This window comes from Mesorhizobium sp. M7A.F.Ca.US.011.01.1.1 (genome assembly GCF_003998295.1).
Lineage (GTDB): Bacteria > Pseudomonadota > Alphaproteobacteria > Rhizobiales > Rhizobiaceae > Mesorhizobium.
In genome coordinates, this window is record NZ_RZRT01000001.1 from 283,002 (window position 1) to 298,204 (window position 15,203).

Here is a 15,203-nt window from a genome sequence, read left to right on the forward strand (position 1 = left end):
TCAGGCCATCGGCAGCGCCGGCCAGCGATCGACTATCCCGCCGCCGGAAAACACCGCGATCGACCCGAACTGCTGCAGCACGGCTTCGCTCTGCGTCGGGCGCAGGAAGGCGTAGTCGCCGGGCCTTGCGGTCGCGTCGGCGGGCAAGCCCATGAACTGCTGATTGGAGGACAGGCCGAGCAGCCCGTTCGCCTTCATGCCTTCGGGAAAGACCGGCTTGGCCATCCACTTGCCGCCATAGAGATAGCAGCCCTTGCGCGGAAACCGGCCGAGCGCCTGCAGCAGTCGGGTGACCGCCGGTGGACCGGGCAGCATCGGCTCGACCATTTTCAGCATCGGCGTGGCGATGAAGGCCGCCGGCTGGAAGCCGTCGAGGCCTGGCGTATCGAAATCACTGGGCAGCACAAAGGCCGAGCCCATCGAAACCTCGTTGGCCATGCCGCCATGATGAAGCAGCGCGGTCTTGCTGCCGCCGATGTTCAGGATACGGCGCTGGTCGGCGCCGAGACAGGCGACGAACGCCGCGGCCTGCGCCGACGCCTTGGCCAATGCCTTTGCCGGTCCGCCGAAAAGGCCGGGAATGAGCGGCGCATGCGCCTCGTAGGCCATGACGCCTTCGCAATGCAGCCGTTTGTGGGGTGGCAACGCGCTCAAGGCCTTCGACAAGGCTTCGGGATCAGCAAAGCCACCGCGATGCAGCCCGACATCGATCTCGAAAGCAATACGCAGTTCGATGTCGAGCTCGTCAGCGAGCGCGCCATATTCCGCCAGTCTCTCCACGCTGTCGATCAGCCAGCAGACACGTGACCAGTCAACATTACCCTTCACCAGCGCAGCCCTCGCCGCACCGATCGGCATCGGCTTGCCGTAGAGCAGATCGGCATCCGGAAACGCCTTCAGCACCGCCTCGCTGATCGGCGGGGGGAAGGTCATGAAGCGCTCACTGCCAAGCGCCTTGCCGATATACGCAAGCAGCGGCAGGCAGGCGAGCGATTTGTCGACCAGCCGCACGGCCAGGCCGGGATCGAGCCTGTCTTTCACCAGGGCAATGTTGCCGTCCAGCCGGTCGCGATCGAGCAGCAGGCAGGGTTGGAAGATGCCGGCTTCCTTCAGCGCATCCGAGAGGGTGGAAAAATAGGTGCTCATCATTCGATGCCGAACAGGCCGGCCATGTATGGCGAGACGAAGCGGTTTTGCGGATCGATGTCGCGGCGCACCGCCATGGCATCGTCCCAGCGCGGGTAGAGCTTTTTCAGCTCCGCCGCCTTCAGGCTGTGCATCTTGCCCCAATGCGGCCGGCCGCCATATCTGCGGAAGATCGGCTCTGCCGCCCGCATGAACGGCAACGGATCGTTCGCGGCATCATGGTGGATGGCGATGGAGCAGGTCAGCCTGTTGTAGAATGGCGAAAGCCAGAACTGGTCCGGCGCGACCGAGCGCACCTCCATCGGGAAATAGACCTCGGGAAAACGCTTCTCGGTCAGCTCGATGATCTCGGCCAGCGCCTTCGGCCCCTCCTCGAACGGCAAATGATATTCCATCTCGTTGAACCTGGTCTGCCGGTCGCTGGCATAGACGTTGAGCCAGTCCTGCACGTAGTCCTCGGCCGGCAATTTGGCGATGGCGCCCAGGATCAGACGGCCACGCAGCGATGGCAGCCAGGCAAGTGAGGTGCGCAGCCTGCGCAGTGTCCTCAACCCCGCCTCGTCCTCTTCCGGCGGCCGTGTGGTGGGTGCGGCGTGGCTGAAATCGCTGGCGATGAACTGCGCATAGCCGGAAAACGGAATGTAGTAGAATTCGGCCGAGCGATGCGCGGCCATCATTGCCTCGAAATCGCGCAGCATTTCGGTGATCGGCAGCACCCATTTGCGGCGGCGCAACCGGTAGGTCGCGATGTTGTTGAGCGTCACTTCGGTGAGCACGCCGAAAGCGCCGAGCGCGACACCGATGGCATGGATCATGTCCTGATCCCCTGCCCGTTTGAAGTCGCGGAGCTTGCCAAGCCCGTCGACGATCTGCACCGTCTCCAGTTGCGTGTGATAGGCGCCGAGCGTCGGTCCCGAGCCGTGCGTGGCTGTGCCCAGCGCGCCGCCGATCGCCTGGCGGTCGATATCGCCCATGTTGGGCAGGCCCTGGCCAATACCTTGCAGGATGCCCATCAGTGCGCCGAGCCGGGTTCCTGCCCGCACCCGCGCCTGATGTTTTTGCGCATCGTGCGAGACCAGCCCTTCCAGTCTCTCCAGGGACAGGATCGTGCCCTGCGATTTCACCAGCGGCGTGAAGGAATGACCGGCGCCGGCGACGCGCACCGGGCCAGGCGCGGTCCGGACGAGATCACCGAGTTCACCGGCATCGGCAGGGCTGGCGATCAGCTGCGGTTCAGCAGTGACCAAGCCCGACCAGTTACTCCAAGTGTTCGACATGGGCTCCCGCTCAGGCAACGGCGCGGCGACGCCGCGACACAAGGACGAAGAGACCGAGCAGCACCACGCTGGCCACCGCGCTGGCGGCGGCGAATTCCGGCACCGGCCGGAAATCCTTGCCATCGATGAGCAGCGACGCCGCGATGGGCCCGATCGCCAGGCCGAAAAGTTGGGCTGCCGGCACCAAGAGCACGGCGGTGCGCGTCTCGTCGGCGGGGATCGCCAGACGGATCTGGTAGGGCACGATGAACAGCAGGATAAAGCCCATGGCCAGGGCAGCGACCCAGAACGTCCTCAGGCCGGGGCTACTGGCAAGAACCAGGGAACTGACAAGCGCGACGACGCCGATCGCCGCGATGGCAAGGCGATAATCGATGCGCGCCTCGAACGTGGTCGCCGTCATCGCCCCCAGGACCTGCACCGCGAGGCTGGCCGAGACGATCAGGCCAACGGTGCGGCCATCGATGCCGTATTGCGCGCCAAGCGGCTCCAGAAAAGCCCAGACCGCGCCGAAGAACATGAAGTAGCAGAAGACCGACAACAGCGCGGTCATCGAGGGAACAGTCAGCACATTGGCCAAATTCTCGTCCTTGGGCAGGTCGGCATAGTCACCGGGTACGGTGAAGGCGACCGCCAGCGACGCGACGCAGACGACGGCAAGAACGATGAAGCCCCCCGCCGACCCGGCGGCCGGAATGACGTAAAGCGCCAGCAACAGGGCGAGTGCGCATTGCGCCAGCGTCTGCATGGTGACGAAAAAGCCGCCGATGCGTTCGGCGCGCCGCGAGCGGGCGATCAGTTCGGTGGCGATGGCGACCAGACCGCCCTCGGCGAGCCCGGCAAGGGCGCGGGCCGCGATCAGCATGTTGGCGCTCGCGGCATAGGCCGTCCACACATTGGCCAGCGCCAGCAGCAGCAGAAGGACGGCACTTTTCCAGCGCATATTGTGTGCCGAGAGCAGCATCGCCACGACAGCCGAGCCGATGGCAATGGCGATCATCTCGGCGGTGGCGACCAGCGCCAGTTCGTCGCCGCTGACATGGCCCTCAGTGTAAAGGGCGCCAAGCAGCACCGGCTGCAGGCCGAGGATGAGCAGGCCGACCGAACCGATCCACAGGGCCGAGGCGAGCTGCCAGCCGGTCGGATTGCCGACCAGCCAGTCGCCACTGCCTGCATGGCCGGTATCTGTCGAAGCCAAAGGCGCCTCCCAACGTCCTTGCCGTGCGGCAAAAAAGCTGACAACCTGTCAGTATTTCAGAAACTGATACTTGATCATATTTCTTGTCAACCGGAATTTGAAAACCGTGCGAAAGATCGGTGCATGACGGAATTGAAGAGAATGGCGACCGAGCCGAGGCGCAGGCCCAAGCAGGAACGTAGCCGCGAGCGCATCGACGCGATCCTGTCGACGACCATGCGGCTGATCGGCGAAAAGGGTATCGACGCCGTCACCATGAAGGAGGTCGGCATGCTGGCCGGCGGGCCGATCGCCACCGTCTACCACTATTTTCCCAACAAATCGGCGATCCTGGCGATGCTCTATGAGCGGTTTTCAGAGATCAGCCGGGCACGGCTGACGACGATCATCGCCGAAATCCGTGAGGCGAAAGACGTGATCGTGGCCGCTGACCGGCTGCTCGATGATTATCTCAGCCGTGTCGCCGGCGATCCGGCCATCCAGGATCTGCAGAACGCCATCCAGGCCGACAAGGCGCTCAAAAACCTCGATATCGCCGAAACCCGGCATCAAGCCAAGATGTTCTGCGACCACGTCATCGCCTTGCTCGAGCCCAAGAGGCGCGAGCAGTTCGAACGCATGGTCCTGCTGATCTTCCAGCTCGCCGGCGGCGTGGTGCGCCTGGCGCTCGCCGAGGGCGAAGCGGAAAGCCGCCAGACCATCGAGGATTACCGGTCGATCATCCACACCCAGCTGCGGCTGTTTCTCTAGAACGTCCGATGACGATCTCAGCCGCGCCTATTTCGCCCGATGGATGAGGCCTTCGAAGCCGTGTGTCAGATCGGAAGCGCCGGCCGCGAACATCTTGACGAGATTTTGCGGACGGCCGGGAGTCTTGTTTGCATCGAGGAGGACGGCTCTGCCCTCATGCATGACGAAATCGAATTTTCCATAGTCAAAGCCGAGTTCGCGCCGACGCTCACGCAACTCGTCGGGCACCGGGACGGGCTCGCGCCGGATCGTCTCCGATGCCTTGACCAGGCCATTCGGGGAGATGTAGCGGGTGCAGCGCTCGCGCTCTCCGCAAAACACCCAGAAACGAACAGCAAAACCGTCGGGTTCTCTCTCCGGAATGAACTTTTCCACGACGAGATCGTCGCAATCAAAGACGCCGTCTGGAACGTCGCCGAGAGATCCATGGATCTCATAGGGCTGCAAGATTGGCAGATGCGGAAACGGCGGCTGTTTGCCCGCGCGCTCGGATCGCCGGTTGAGGAGTGTCTCCGGAATACCCCGATTGTTGAGATTGCTTTTGACGATCACCTGACCTTGCCAGCTGTCGGTTTTGTCGATCAATGCACCGCTGATCCGCCGCTTGGATATGTCGGCGGCGCCGATGTTGAGGCAGAATGCAAAACCCCGGGCGTAGTCGACATAGTCCGCCGGCGTCACCGTGGCATCGACATGCAATACCGCCATATCGGCGCTGACCGGCTTCGACAGGCCTTGCTGAACCCGAACCGAATGGCCGCGCCTTTTCAGTTCCGCAAGAATGTCGAACAACATGTATGGGCTGCTCCTGCGCAGCAGAATGTCGCGCCTGCCCAGGAACCTGTCATGCTCATGCGTTATCACAGCGATACGCGCCACTATCTGCCTCCTGGGCTGTCTGTAGATGCCTTGAAATGTCTTGGCTTGTCCAACGACCTCTATTAAGCCCCGGTGGGTATCCAAAATCCAGGCGTCCAGGGACCAATAGAATTGCATGACAAATCATTGGGACGATTACCACCGCCATTGGAAACTTCTGGAAGCGCCACTCCGGCCAACAGCGGAAACCGTCGCTATATTCGATCGCGAACTTGATCTCGGAAATGCCGATGTCCTTCTCTTGGGGGTTACCCCGGAATTGGCAATTCTGGGCAGGTCTATGTTGGCGGTCGACCAGTCGGCGGCCATGATTTCAGGCGTATGGGCCGGTGACGACGGCTCGCGAAGGGCAATCGCCGGCAACTGGCTTAACCTGCCCGTGGATCACGCAAGCATCGATGCCGTCATCGGCGACGGATGCCTGTCGGCGGTCGATTCCCAGGCCGCGCGCGGTTCGTTGTTTGGCGAGATCGCCAGGGTGCTGAAGCCTGGCAGGCGCGCAGCGATCCGCGTCTTCGCACGACCGGAAACGGCGGATGATCTGCGCGGCATCGAAGCTCTGGTTGTGGCCGGCGGGATCGAGAATTTCCACGCGCTCAAATGGCGGATCGCGATGGCATCCACGACTGACGACCGCGATTTCACCATCAAGGTGGCAACGATCCGCGATACATTCGGCAGACTGTTCCCAGACCGCGAAGCTCTTGCCGCGCGAACAGGATGGAGCATCACCTCGATCAACACGATCGACGTCTATGCAGGCTCGGACATAAGCTACAGCTTCGCGACACTGGCCGCGCTGACCGAAGAGGCCGCCAACTGGTTCGGGGAGGTGCGCGTCGTGCCGAGCGGCAGCTATCCCCTGGCGGAACGGTGCCCGCTCCTGGTGCTCGGCTCGGCCAGACGCGGGTAAGTTCATCATCATGCCAAGAGGCGCTCCGAGTGCCTTGACTCCGGCGCGCCGCCAGCCTATTTCAGCGCCACGTTAGCACTCGCCTTTGGTGAGTGCTAACCACATGTCCGGCGCCGCCGGATGGAGGAACTGTTTCTCACCGTTCTCATCGAGGAAGAAAAAATGGCAAAGTCGAAGTTCCGCCCGCTTCATGACCGCGTGGTCGTTCGCCGGGTCGAATCCGAATCCAAGACCGCTGGCGGGATCATCATCCCCGACACGGCAAAGGAAAAGCCGCAGGAAGGCGAGATCATCGCCGTCGGCTCCGGCGCTCGTGACGAAGCTGGCAAGCTGGTCCCGCTGGACGTCAAGGCCGGCGACCGCATCCTGTTCGGCAAGTGGTCGGGCACCGAAGTCAAGCTCAATGGCGAAGACCTTCTGATCATGAAGGAATCCGACATCATGGGCATCATCGGCTGATATCAGGCCTTTCCGTCAACTGAATTCCCGGGCTCGATCAAAGCCCCTGCCAGGAGCTAAAAATGGCTGCCAAAGACGTAAAATTCTCCCGTGATGCCCGCGAGCGCATGCTGCGCGGCGTCAACATCCTCGCCGACGCGGTGAAGGTCACGCTCGGCCCCAAGGGCCGCAACGTCGTCATCGACAAGTCGTTCGGCGCCCCGCGCATCACCAAGGACGGCGTCACCGTCGCCAAGGAAATCGAGCTTGAAGACAAGTTCGAGAACATGGGCGCGCAGATGGTCCGCGAAGTTGCTTCGAAGACCAACGACATCGCCGGCGACGGCACCACGACCGCGACCGTTCTGGCGCAGTCGATCGTCCAGGAAGGCCACAAGGCCGTTGCCGCCGGCATGAACCCGATGGACCTGAAGCGCGGCATCGATCTGGCCGTGACCGAAGTCGTCGCGGCGCTCGGCAAGGCTGCCAAGAAGATCAAGACCTCCGAGGAAGTCGCCCAGGTCGGCACGATCTCGGCCAATGGCGACGAGTCGGTCGGCAAGATGATCGCGGAAGCGATGCAGAAGGTCGGCAACGAAGGCGTCATCACGGTTGAAGAAGCCAAGACCGCCGAGACTGAACTCGAAGTCGTCGAAGGCATGCAGTTCGACCGCGGCTATCTCTCGCCCTACTTCGTCACCAACGCCGACAAGATGGTTGCCGAGCTCGAGGACGTCTACATCCTCCTGCACGAGAAGAAGCTGTCCAACCTCCAGGCCATGCTGCCGGTTCTCGAAGCCGTCGTGCAGACCTCGAAGCCGCTGCTCATCATCTCGGAAGACGTCGAAGGCGAGGCTCTGGCCACGCTGGTCGTCAACAAGCTGCGTGGCGGCCTGAAGATCGCCGCCGTCAAGGCGCCGGGATTCGGTGATCGCCGCAAGGCCATGCTGGAAGACATCGCCATCCTCACCGGTGGCCAGGTCATCTCGGAAGACCTCGGGATCAAGCTCGAGAACGTCGGCCTCAACATGCTCGGCCGCGCCAAGAAGGTGTCGATCTCCAAGGAGAACACCACCATCGTCGACGGCGCCGGCAAGAAGGCCGAGATCCAGGGCCGCGTCGCCCAGATCAAGCAGCAGATCGAAGAGACCACTTCGGACTATGACAAGGAGAAGCTGCAGGAACGTCTGGCGAAGCTCGCCGGCGGCGTTGCGGTGATCCGCGTCGGCGGCGCGACGGAAGTCGAAGTCAAGGAAAAGAAGGACCGCGTCGATGACGCCCTCAACGCGACCCGCGCGGCCGTCGAAGAAGGCATCGTTGCTGGTGGTGGCGTAGCCCTGCTGCGCGCTTCGGCCAACATCAAGGCCACCGGCGTCAACGCCGACCAGGCCGCCGGCATCAACATCGTTCGTCGTGCGCTGCAGGCTCCGGCCCGCCAGATCGCGGCCAACGCCGGTGCGGAAGCATCGATCGTTGCCGGCAAGATCCTTGAGAACAAGGGCTTGACCTTCGGCTACAACGCCCAGACCGGCGAATATGGCGACATGATCGCCATGGGTATCGTCGATCCGGTCAAGGTTGTCCGTACGGCTCTCCAGGACGCGGCCTCGGTCGCCGGCCTGCTGGTCACCACCGAAGCCATGATCGCGGAGGCTCCGAAGAAGGAGTCGGCTGGCGGCGGCGGCATGCCTGGCGGCATGGGCGGCGGCATGGGCGGTATGGGCGGTATGGATTTCTAATCCAGCCCTATCAGCCTTCAGATACGGAAAGGGCGGCAGAGATGCCGCCCTTTTTGTTGCGCAGCGGTCGTTGTGGCCTCTCAGACGGCGGCATCCGCGCGTTGCTTTACCTCGCCGGCAAGCACCGCGGCTTCGATCAGCGCCGCCACCTCATCGGCCACGGCCTGTACCGGAGCGCGGTCGCGGGTGGCGCGGGCGATCACCATCAGCCCCTCCAGCGACGATTCCACCAGCAGTGCCAATGCATGCGCGCGGCGCTCGGGCACCCCTGCCCTGACGAAGGCGTCCCGCAGCAGGCTTATCCACTGTTCGAAGGCCGAGCGGCACAATTCCGTCAGTTCCGGCACGTCGGTGGGCGCGTCCAGCACGACAGGCGCGACCGGACAGCCGAGCGAAAACTGGTTGTCTTCCAGCATGCGCCCCACCGACTGGTAGATATGATGGACGGCCACCGCCGGATCCCGTTCGGTGGCCAGCGCCTCGCCCAACCTCTTCGTCACATCGGCAACGCTGCCACGCGTCACCTCGATGACCAGTTGGTCCTTGCCGCCGGGAAAATGAAAATAGAGCGAACCCCGCGGTGCGCCGCTGGCGCTCAATATGTCGTTGAGCGAGGTGCCGTGATAGCCGCGCTGCCTGAGCAGCAGCCCAGTCGTCTCGAGTATGCGGGTGCGGGTGTCGTTGGCCATGTCAACCTCTGTCAGCAGGAATCACTATAGGCCTTGCATAGAATATGACAATCGGTCTACATAATATGTAGATCAGTCTATATATTTCTTGAGAGGAACGACATGCGAAGGGAGAACGACAATGACAATTCGTGAAGCCTCGGCCAAATGGCAGGGGACGCTGAGGCAAGGTTCGGGCCGGTTGCGGCTCGGCAGCGGCGTCTTCGAAGGCGCCTATTCCTTCCCGTCGCGTTTCGAGAACGGTCCGGGCACCAATCCGGAGGAACTGATCGCCGCAGCGCATGCAGGCTGCTTCTCGATGGCGATGAGCGCCGTACTGGGCAACGCCAATCATGTCCCGACAAGCATCAGCACCGTCGCCAAGGTGCATCTTGGCGCAACCGCTGCCGGTCCGACGATCACCCGCATCGAACTCGAAACCGAGGCAGAGGTCGCGGGACTTGCCGAAGATGAATTCGAGCGCCTTGCACAATCCGCCAAGGCGGGCTGCCTCGTCTCGCGGGCCCTTGCCGGCGTGTCTCAGATCACCCTCAAGGCAAAGCTCGTCGAAGCCACCAAAGGCCAATGAAGCCAGGAGAAAGAAGATGACACAGGAGCTTGTCATGGACGCAACCGCGTATGATCTGTCCCAGCAGACGGCCGAGATCATGCGGCGCTACAACGACGTATTCCAACGCCATGATCCTTCGGCACTCGCCGAGCTGGTGGCTGAGGATTGCGTGATCGAGAACACCGTGCCAGCGCCGGACGGCGCCCGTTATGCCGGTCAAGCGGCGTGCGTCGGGCTTTGGACGGCGATAGCAACCCAGGCCGGCACGCGCTTCGATATCGAGGAAACCTTCGTTGCCGGCGACCGGGCAACGATCCGCTGGCGCTATTTCATGACCGACGGCAATTCGCTGCGCGGCGTCAACCTCATGCGCGTGGCCGGCGGGCGGATCGTCGAAGCGATGGGCTATGTGAAGGGATAGCGTGCCCGAGCAATTCCCCGAAAGCGCATAACGGCTTTTCGCCCGGAATAGCGCAACAAAGAGGAGCGGATCAGCGAGACTGAACCGCTCCCCGTGGCGCTACCGATCGGCCAGCGCCAGCTTCGCGCCGAGCATGACGAAGGCGCCGGCGAAGGTCCGGCGCATCCAGGTCAACACCATTGGCCGCGAGACGACGTGGCTGCGGATCGAGGCGGCGAAGATGCCGTAGCCGACGAAAACCACGAAGGTCAAAAGCATGAAGACGGAACTCAGTTCCAGCATCTTCGACAGCGCATTGGGCTCGGTGGTGCTGACGAATTGCGGCAGGAAGGCGAAGAAGAAGATCGACAGTTTCGGATTGAGCACGTTGACGAGGATACCGGTGGCAATCACCTTGCCGGCCGAGCGCGGCGTCACATCCTGCTCGACGCTGAGGCCACCCTTCTCCTTCAGCGTGTTCCAGGCCATGTAGAGCAGGTAGGCGACGCCGAGATATTTCAGCGTCTCGAAGGCGAGCGCACTGGTGTGCAGCAGCGCCGCCAGGCCAGTGATGGCGGCGGCCATGTGCGGGATGATGCCGAGCGTGCAGCCGAAGGCGGCGATGACGCTGGCCCGCGCACCGCGCGAGAGGCCGGCGCTCAGCGTGTAGAGAACGCCGGTGCCGGGCGAAGCCACGACAATCAGGGACGTCAACAGAAATTCGATGCTCACGATGGTTCCTCCGGCACCCGACCCGGCCAGGAACGTATCGGGCTGCGGGTCGGCGCACAAGCGGAGGCGATTGGAGATTGGCTACACCGGCAATCCGAGCGCTCGGCGTGCCATCAGACACTCCTCGTCGCCGGGCATGCAGGCGCGACAGACGTCCGGCCGGACGTCGTAGATGCCGCAAGCGCTCGACTTGCCGATCTCGCCGGACAGCGCCGAACAGCGCACGCCCTCGCAGCGCATGCCTGACAGGTCAGATGCGACATATTTTTCCGGGATACGGTCGAGCTGTGCGTCATCCTCGGTGGAAAAGCGCGGCCACTCGGCCGAATAGGAGCAGCAGGCACCGCAGCTTTGGCAATCGAAGGTGCCCTGTTGCGACGACAAAACGCTTGCGGCGGCCACCAGGGCGGACAGCCCTGGCGCGGCGGGGTTGCGATCGGCGTCTTGCGGCAAGGCGCTATTTCTTCTTAGCCGTCTTGCCCTTCGGCGAATCCGCCGGCGACTTGAACAGATCGGTCGCGGCCTCGGTGGCGTCGCCGGCCTTCGGCGCGGCAACCGGCTTGGCCGGTTTTGCCGCGGCACCCGAGGCTGCCGGCTGATCCTTGGAGGAGAATTTTATGGCCATGTCAGTCCTCGTCGGCGAAGCGCGATGATGGGGCGCGCGGATTGCGCAGGCGGCCGATCAGCGCCGAAACGGCCGTGATGTTCATTTCCTCGGGCGACCAGTTTTTCACCGCCTCGATGTGATGGGCCGCCAGCTCGCGATGCGTGCTGCCGCTGTAGGCGGCGTCCTGGTAAGTCACCCGCTCATGGGTCGTGGCGTCTTCACGGACATATTCGATCAGGTAATTCGGGCATTCGGCGCGGCCGCGCACGCCGACGCGCACCTGGGCATCACCGTGGGCACGCTTGCAGCGTTCGAGCTTTTCCAGCACACGCCGGACGAATTCGACCGGCTTGTCGAGGCCTTCGACCATGTCGGCAATGGTTGCGTCGGCGGCGATCGGTGTTGGCGGTACGCGTTTGGTGGCCATCAGCGTCTTCCGGCCCGCTTCGGCAAAGCGGCTAGGGCGGCGGCGGCGGCCATCTCGTCGGCCTCCTTCTCCAGGCGCAATTCGCGCAGACGCGCGGTCTTGGCTTCGCGTGCCTCGCTGACGGCGTCGCGCTCCGAATTGATGCGGTTGAGCGACATCGACTGGGTTTGCGTCTTGCTGAACAGGGACACGGCCTGATCGACGGTTGTCTTTGAACTGGTGGTCAAATCTTTCTCCTGTCAGGAGCCTGTGCCGATGGAGCGAGACCGGGTCTTCGGTCAGGATCACGCACAAAGCAATACGCGCGGCGAATTCAAATTGCTGGAGCGTCCCTTAGCACGTCCAGGCCGGCGCGCAGCGCACTTTCGGCGGTAAGACGCGCAAAATGAAAAAGGCCAGGCACCGCCTGACCTTCCATGAGAGCGTCGCGCAACCAGATGACATCCAAAAGGATGCACCGGGGTGCACGGGAACGCCCTGCTTATGCACATGATATGCCGTGGAAACTCAGGTCTCCGCGGCCATGCGCCCGAATTCGCCACTCACCGGTGCCAGTACATCCGTGGTCACCGGGAGAGCTGAATTCGTTTTCAGGCCGCCTTCAACTGGTCGGCGGACATCTTGCCCGACTTGTTGTCGCGGACCATCTCGTAGCCGAGCTTCTGGCCCTCGACGATGTCGCGCATGCCGGCGCGCTCTACGGCCGAGATGTGGACAAAAACGTCGGCCGAGCCATCGTCAGGCTGAATAAAACCAAAACCTTTGGTGGCGTTGAACCATTTAACTGTGCCGGTGCTCATGACGAACCCTTTCCATGGCAAATATTCGTTCGACGCCATGCGGATGCACAACGTCGTTTGTCCCGATTTTTGATGTGGGAAGTTCGTCAAAGGCGCGCTCGAAAGCGCGGATAACAAAAGTCAGTCAAACAAATATCGACGATTTGCTTATAGGCTTCTTTTGGGGCGCTGTCAAATTTGCATAAAGCCACAGCTGCGGAATTCTCCCAAACCACCTGGCCAAAACACCTGACATGACGGCAAATCGGACCCCAAACAGCGCGCTTGCGCCAACTTGAAAAAAGTTTTCCGGCATCCAGGAACCATCTGCGCAGACGCGAATTTATTCCGTGTCATCAGCAGTTCATGAGAGCAATCGAATAACAGTTGATGGCAAAGACGCCCCCCGCACGATAAAAGGTGCGAGGGGCGTTTTCTTTTGGATCCTATTCGTCCGGACCGGGTTCCGGCCACGTCTCCCTGGCCGCCTCGGCATACCAGTGGCGCATCGCCGGCGTTGCCAGCACGGCGTCGACATAGGCGCGCGTATCCGGCGCCAGCGTGCCGCCATAGGTGTCGAAACGGGTGACGACAGGCGCATACATGGCGTCGGCCGCGGTGAAATGGCCAAACAGGAACGGGCCGCCCTTGCCGTATTTTTCCCGGCACTCGCGCCACAGCGCCTCGATGCGGTCGCGCTGCGCCTCGCCCTCGGCGTCGAGCGGCTTGTGGCCCTTCGGCCGACGCAAATTCATCGGCCAGCCATAGCGAACCTCGCGAAAGCCGGAATGCATCTCGGTCGCGGCCGAACGCGCCAGCGCACGGGCGTCGATATCGGCGGGCCAGAGCTTTTTCTGCGGAAACAGGTCGGCGAGATATTCAAGGATGGCAAGGGTTTCCCAGATGATCTTGCCGTTGTGATTCAGCACCGGCACCTGACCGGTCGGCGACACTTTTGCCAGATTGGCAAAGGTTTCAGGCGTGCGCAGCCGCACGAAACCTTCCTCGAACGGGATCTCCAGATGCCTCATCGCCACCCAGGGCCGCAGCGACCATGAGGAGAAACACTTGTTGCCGATATAGAGCGCAAATTCTGCCATTTTTCTCCCGTACGCACGGTCAGCCAAAATCCTTTGGCCGGAGCGTGTTCAAACCTAACTCACCGACCTTGCCCCAGGCGGCGGCCGCGCGACCTGATCTGGCGTCCGGGCGACGCCTGGAACCTAACCGACGCCGGCTCGTTAGCTACCCGCAATGAATTCCCCCGAATTCAGAATCCAGGAGATGCGCAAAAATGGTGAACAAGGATCAGGTTGCGGGCGTGGCCAAGCAGGTCAAGGGCTCAGTCAAGGAAGCCGCGGGCAAGGCAACCGGCAACAGGCAGACCCAGGCCGAAGGCACGGCCGACAGGATCGCCGGCAAGGGGCAGAAGGCCTATGGCGACGTCAAGGACAAGGTCAAGAAGGCGCTCTGATCCGACATCGAGAGATGCGCTTTATCGAGGAAAAGGCGGTCGCGAAGGCCGCCTTTTTCAGGTGCTCCAGCCCTTGCTGAGAGCATTGGTGAACACGACCTCGCCCTGATCGCCGATCGCCTCGCCCAGCACCACGTCCATGCCGTTGCTGGTCACCCTGGCCAGCGCGAAACCGCCCATATAGGCAGCCTTCGGCTTGAACAGGTCGATCCCGTCCCTGCGATAGATCAGCGGCGTTTCGTGCTGGTGGCCATGGAAAATGCCGACGACATTGTAGCCCTTCAGCGCCGCCAGCAACGCCTGCCGGTCGGCTTCGCTCCACCAATGCGGCGCACCGGTGCCGTCATCATCGAAGTGCCTCTTGGCGGCATCCCAGCGTTCCACCGAGAAAGTGTCCCAGCCATAATGCTGGAACAGGACGACCGGGCGGCCGTCCGCCGCATAGGTCGCCAAGTCCTGCTTCAGCCATGGCAGGCTGCTCTCGGCGCCGTGGCCGGTATCGCCGGCGAAACGATGCGTCTGGATCAGATGCAGGCCGCCCCAGTCCCAGGAGTAGCAGTCGGTGTCGACATCATAGTCGGTGGCCGGCACTGGCGGCTTGAAGAACACGCCGGCGCGATGGTTGACCTCGACATAGTCGCGCAGTTCGCGCCGGTACCAGTCGACATGGTGCGGTGGCCCGTTCTGGTCGAGATCATGGTTGCCGAGCCCGATATAGACCGGCATGTGCACGCGATCCGGGCCAACGCCTTGGCTGTAGCGCTGGCTGAACTGGAGCAGTTGAGTGCCCTCGCTCGGCTGCGTGATCTGGCCGCCGCCATCGTCGGTGATGTCGCCGCCGACGACGAGGCCGAGCGGCGCGCCTATCCTGCCGGCCGAACGCAGGCCGGTGGCGACGCCATTGATCTCGGCCGGCCAGTCCTTGTCGCCAAGCGCATTCAGCACCGCTACGTTGCGCAGCAGCGCGGCGTCGGTCTTGCCTTCTTGCAGGCAGTTGGGGCTCAAGCCGCTCGCCATGCGGCAGGCATGGACATCGGCGATGAACAGGAAGGTGGCGTCGATCGACTGGACGCGTTGCCCGGTCTGGCCGAAGGCCGGCCGCGGCAAGGCGCCGGCCGCGGCAAATCCTGCAGCCTGTACCAGGAAGTTGCGTCGGGAAAGCGATCCGATCGAACGGCGATTCATCATCTGCTGATTCAGCATGG

Annotated in this window: 20 protein-coding genes; 7 read left to right on the forward strand and 13 right to left on the reverse strand. The window is 62.6% G+C overall.

Annotated elements, in window-relative coordinates; translation table 11 throughout:
* The 3 genes from EOA13_RS01385 to EOA13_RS01395 are packed head-to-tail and all read right to left on the reverse strand — an operon-like array spanning window position 1 to window position 3,621.
* Entirely contained in the window at window positions 1-1,146 is a 1,146-nt protein-coding gene (locus EOA13_RS01385) for an alanine racemase (RefSeq protein WP_164779936.1), read from the reverse strand.
* Window positions 1,146-2,423, reverse strand: coding sequence for a D-arabinono-1,4-lactone oxidase (locus EOA13_RS01390; protein WP_127289061.1), 1,278 nt, complete (start codon window positions 2,421-2,423; stop codon window positions 1,146-1,148). The genes EOA13_RS01385 and EOA13_RS01390 overlap by 1 nt, the downstream gene beginning before the upstream one ends.
* A gap of 10 nt (window positions 2,424-2,433) precedes the next feature.
* Window positions 2,434-3,621, reverse strand: coding sequence for an MFS transporter (locus EOA13_RS01395; RefSeq protein ID WP_127289063.1), 1,188 nt, complete (start codon window positions 3,619-3,621; stop codon window positions 2,434-2,436).
* Between the two features lie 123 nt (window positions 3,622-3,744).
* Between EOA13_RS01395 and EOA13_RS01400 the strand changes: the two genes are divergently transcribed.
* Window positions 3,745-4,371: a TetR/AcrR family transcriptional regulator gene (locus EOA13_RS01400; protein ID WP_164779937.1), complete on the forward strand. Its 627-nt coding sequence runs from the start codon at window positions 3,745-3,747 to the stop codon at window positions 4,369-4,371.
* A 27-nt stretch (window positions 4,372-4,398) separates the two neighbouring features.
* Here the strand turns inward: EOA13_RS01400 and EOA13_RS01405 are convergent, their stop codons facing one another.
* The gene (locus EOA13_RS01405) at window positions 4,399-5,250 is read right to left on the reverse strand and encodes a hypothetical protein (RefSeq protein ID WP_127289065.1); all 852 of its coding nucleotides are present in this window, start codon (window positions 5,248-5,250) and stop codon (window positions 4,399-4,401) included.
* A gap of 115 nt (window positions 5,251-5,365) precedes the next feature.
* Between EOA13_RS01405 and EOA13_RS01410 the strand changes: the two genes are divergently transcribed.
* The 3 genes from EOA13_RS01410 to groL all read left to right on the forward strand — a co-directional run bounded on the left by EOA13_RS01410 (window position 5,366) and on the right by groL (window position 8,340).
* Window positions 5,366-6,163 carry a class I SAM-dependent methyltransferase gene (locus tag EOA13_RS01410; RefSeq protein ID WP_127289067.1) on the forward strand — a complete coding sequence of 266 codons (798 nt, stop codon included), beginning with the start codon at window positions 5,366-5,368 and terminating at the stop codon, window positions 6,161-6,163.
* Between the two features lie 162 nt (window positions 6,164-6,325).
* Window positions 6,326-6,622 (forward strand): co-chaperone GroES, encoded by a 297-nt coding sequence (gene groES, locus EOA13_RS01415; protein ID WP_006203049.1) that lies wholly within the window; start codon window positions 6,326-6,328, stop codon window positions 6,620-6,622.
* A 62-nt stretch (window positions 6,623-6,684) separates the two neighbouring features.
* Window positions 6,685-8,340: a chaperonin GroEL gene (gene groL / locus EOA13_RS01420; RefSeq protein WP_127289069.1), complete on the forward strand. Its 1,656-nt coding sequence runs from the start codon at window positions 6,685-6,687 to the stop codon at window positions 8,338-8,340.
* Between the two features lie 80 nt (window positions 8,341-8,420).
* Here groL and EOA13_RS01425 read toward each other — a convergent pair whose 3' ends face one another.
* The gene (locus tag EOA13_RS01425) at window positions 8,421-9,029 is read right to left on the reverse strand and encodes a TetR/AcrR family transcriptional regulator (RefSeq protein ID WP_127289071.1); all 609 of its coding nucleotides are present in this window, start codon (window positions 9,027-9,029) and stop codon (window positions 8,421-8,423) included.
* Between the two features lie 121 nt (window positions 9,030-9,150).
* Between EOA13_RS01425 and EOA13_RS01430 the strand changes: the two genes are divergently transcribed.
* Window positions 9,151-9,597 carry an OsmC family protein gene (locus tag EOA13_RS01430; RefSeq protein WP_127289073.1) on the forward strand — a complete coding sequence of 149 codons (447 nt, stop codon included), beginning with the start codon at window positions 9,151-9,153 and terminating at the stop codon, window positions 9,595-9,597.
* Between the two features lie 16 nt (window positions 9,598-9,613).
* The gene (locus EOA13_RS01435) at window positions 9,614-10,000 is read left to right on the forward strand and encodes a nuclear transport factor 2 family protein (protein WP_127289075.1); all 387 of its coding nucleotides are present in this window, start codon (window positions 9,614-9,616) and stop codon (window positions 9,998-10,000) included.
* Window positions 10,001-10,099: 99 nt separating this feature from the next.
* On the opposite strand, the gene EOA13_RS01440 is transcribed toward EOA13_RS01435, so the two are convergent.
* From EOA13_RS01440 to EOA13_RS01470, 7 genes are all read right to left on the reverse strand, one after another.
* Window positions 10,100-10,711 carry a LysE family translocator gene (locus tag EOA13_RS01440; protein WP_013532395.1) on the reverse strand — a complete coding sequence of 204 codons (612 nt, stop codon included), beginning with the start codon at window positions 10,709-10,711 and terminating at the stop codon, window positions 10,100-10,102.
* An 81-nt stretch (window positions 10,712-10,792) separates the two neighbouring features.
* Complete coding sequence (locus EOA13_RS01445; protein WP_206535258.1) at window positions 10,793-11,113, reverse strand: YkgJ family cysteine cluster protein; 321 nt, start codon at window positions 11,111-11,113, stop codon at window positions 10,793-10,795.
* A 55-nt stretch (window positions 11,114-11,168) separates the two neighbouring features.
* Window positions 11,169-11,336: a hypothetical protein gene (locus EOA13_RS01450; protein WP_013532397.1), complete on the reverse strand. Its 168-nt coding sequence runs from the start codon at window positions 11,334-11,336 to the stop codon at window positions 11,169-11,171.
* Between the two features lies 1 nt (window position 11,337).
* Entirely contained in the window at window positions 11,338-11,745 is a 408-nt protein-coding gene (locus tag EOA13_RS01455; protein ID WP_127289079.1) for a hypothetical protein, read from the reverse strand.
* Complete coding sequence (locus EOA13_RS01460) at window positions 11,745-11,972, reverse strand: hypothetical protein (protein ID WP_013532399.1); 228 nt, start codon at window positions 11,970-11,972, stop codon at window positions 11,745-11,747. The genes EOA13_RS01455 and EOA13_RS01460 overlap by 1 nt, the downstream gene beginning before the upstream one ends.
* Before the next feature lie 363 nt (window positions 11,973-12,335).
* The gene (locus EOA13_RS01465) at window positions 12,336-12,545 is read right to left on the reverse strand and encodes a cold-shock protein (RefSeq protein ID WP_010915421.1); all 210 of its coding nucleotides are present in this window, start codon (window positions 12,543-12,545) and stop codon (window positions 12,336-12,338) included.
* 425 nt (window positions 12,546-12,970) lie between these two features.
* Entirely contained in the window at window positions 12,971-13,624 is a 654-nt protein-coding gene (locus EOA13_RS01470; RefSeq protein WP_164779938.1) for a glutathione S-transferase family protein, read from the reverse strand.
* Window positions 13,625-13,818: 194 nt separating this feature from the next.
* Here EOA13_RS01470 and EOA13_RS01475 point away from each other — a divergent pair, with 194 nt between their 5' ends.
* Window positions 13,819-13,998 carry a CsbD family protein gene (locus EOA13_RS01475; protein WP_127289083.1) on the forward strand — a complete coding sequence of 60 codons (180 nt, stop codon included), beginning with the start codon at window positions 13,819-13,821 and terminating at the stop codon, window positions 13,996-13,998.
* 57 nt (window positions 13,999-14,055) lie between these two features.
* Here the strand turns inward: EOA13_RS01475 and EOA13_RS01480 are convergent, their stop codons facing one another.
* On the reverse strand, window positions 14,056-15,186 hold the full coding sequence (locus tag EOA13_RS01480; protein WP_164779956.1) for a metallophosphoesterase: 1,131 nt from the start codon (window positions 15,184-15,186) through the stop codon (window positions 14,056-14,058).
* Window positions 15,187-15,203 lie beyond the last annotated feature (17 nt).

Bases quoted from the DNA above. Each gene is read 5' to 3' on its own strand.
- EOA13_RS01385 (WP_164779936.1), bottom strand. From the start codon at position 1,146: ATGAGCACCTATTTTTCCACCCTCTCGGATGCGCTGAAGGAAGCCGGC.
- EOA13_RS01390 (WP_127289061.1), bottom strand. From the start codon at position 2,423: ATGTCGAACACTTGGAGTAACTGGTCGGGCTTGGTCACTGCTGAACCG.
- EOA13_RS01400 (WP_164779937.1), top strand. From the start codon at position 3,745: ATGACGGAATTGAAGAGAATGGCGACCGAGCCGAGGCGCAGGCCCAAG.
- EOA13_RS01410 (WP_127289067.1), top strand. From the start codon at position 5,366: ATGACAAATCATTGGGACGATTACCACCGCCATTGGAAACTTCTGGAA.
- groES (WP_006203049.1), top strand. From the start codon at position 6,326: ATGGCAAAGTCGAAGTTCCGCCCGCTTCATGACCGCGTGGTCGTTCGC.
- groL (WP_127289069.1), top strand. From the start codon at position 6,685: ATGGCTGCCAAAGACGTAAAATTCTCCCGTGATGCCCGCGAGCGCATG.
- EOA13_RS01425 (WP_127289071.1), bottom strand. From the start codon at position 9,029: ATGGCCAACGACACCCGCACCCGCATACTCGAGACGACTGGGCTGCTG.
- EOA13_RS01430 (WP_127289073.1), top strand. From the start codon at position 9,151: ATGACAATTCGTGAAGCCTCGGCCAAATGGCAGGGGACGCTGAGGCAA.
- EOA13_RS01435 (WP_127289075.1), top strand. From the start codon at position 9,614: ATGACACAGGAGCTTGTCATGGACGCAACCGCGTATGATCTGTCCCAG.
- EOA13_RS01450 (WP_013532397.1), bottom strand. From the start codon at position 11,336: ATGGCCATAAAATTCTCCTCCAAGGATCAGCCGGCAGCCTCGGGTGCC.
- EOA13_RS01455 (WP_127289079.1), bottom strand. From the start codon at position 11,745: ATGGCCACCAAACGCGTACCGCCAACACCGATCGCCGCCGACGCAACC.
- EOA13_RS01465 (WP_010915421.1), bottom strand. From the start codon at position 12,545: ATGAGCACCGGCACAGTTAAATGGTTCAACGCCACCAAAGGTTTTGGT.
- EOA13_RS01470 (WP_164779938.1), bottom strand. From the start codon at position 13,624: ATGGCAGAATTTGCGCTCTATATCGGCAACAAGTGTTTCTCCTCATGG.
- EOA13_RS01475 (WP_127289083.1), top strand. From the start codon at position 13,819: ATGGTGAACAAGGATCAGGTTGCGGGCGTGGCCAAGCAGGTCAAGGGC.
- EOA13_RS01480 (WP_164779956.1), bottom strand. From the start codon at position 15,186: ATGATGAATCGCCGTTCGATCGGATCGCTTTCCCGACGCAACTTCCTG.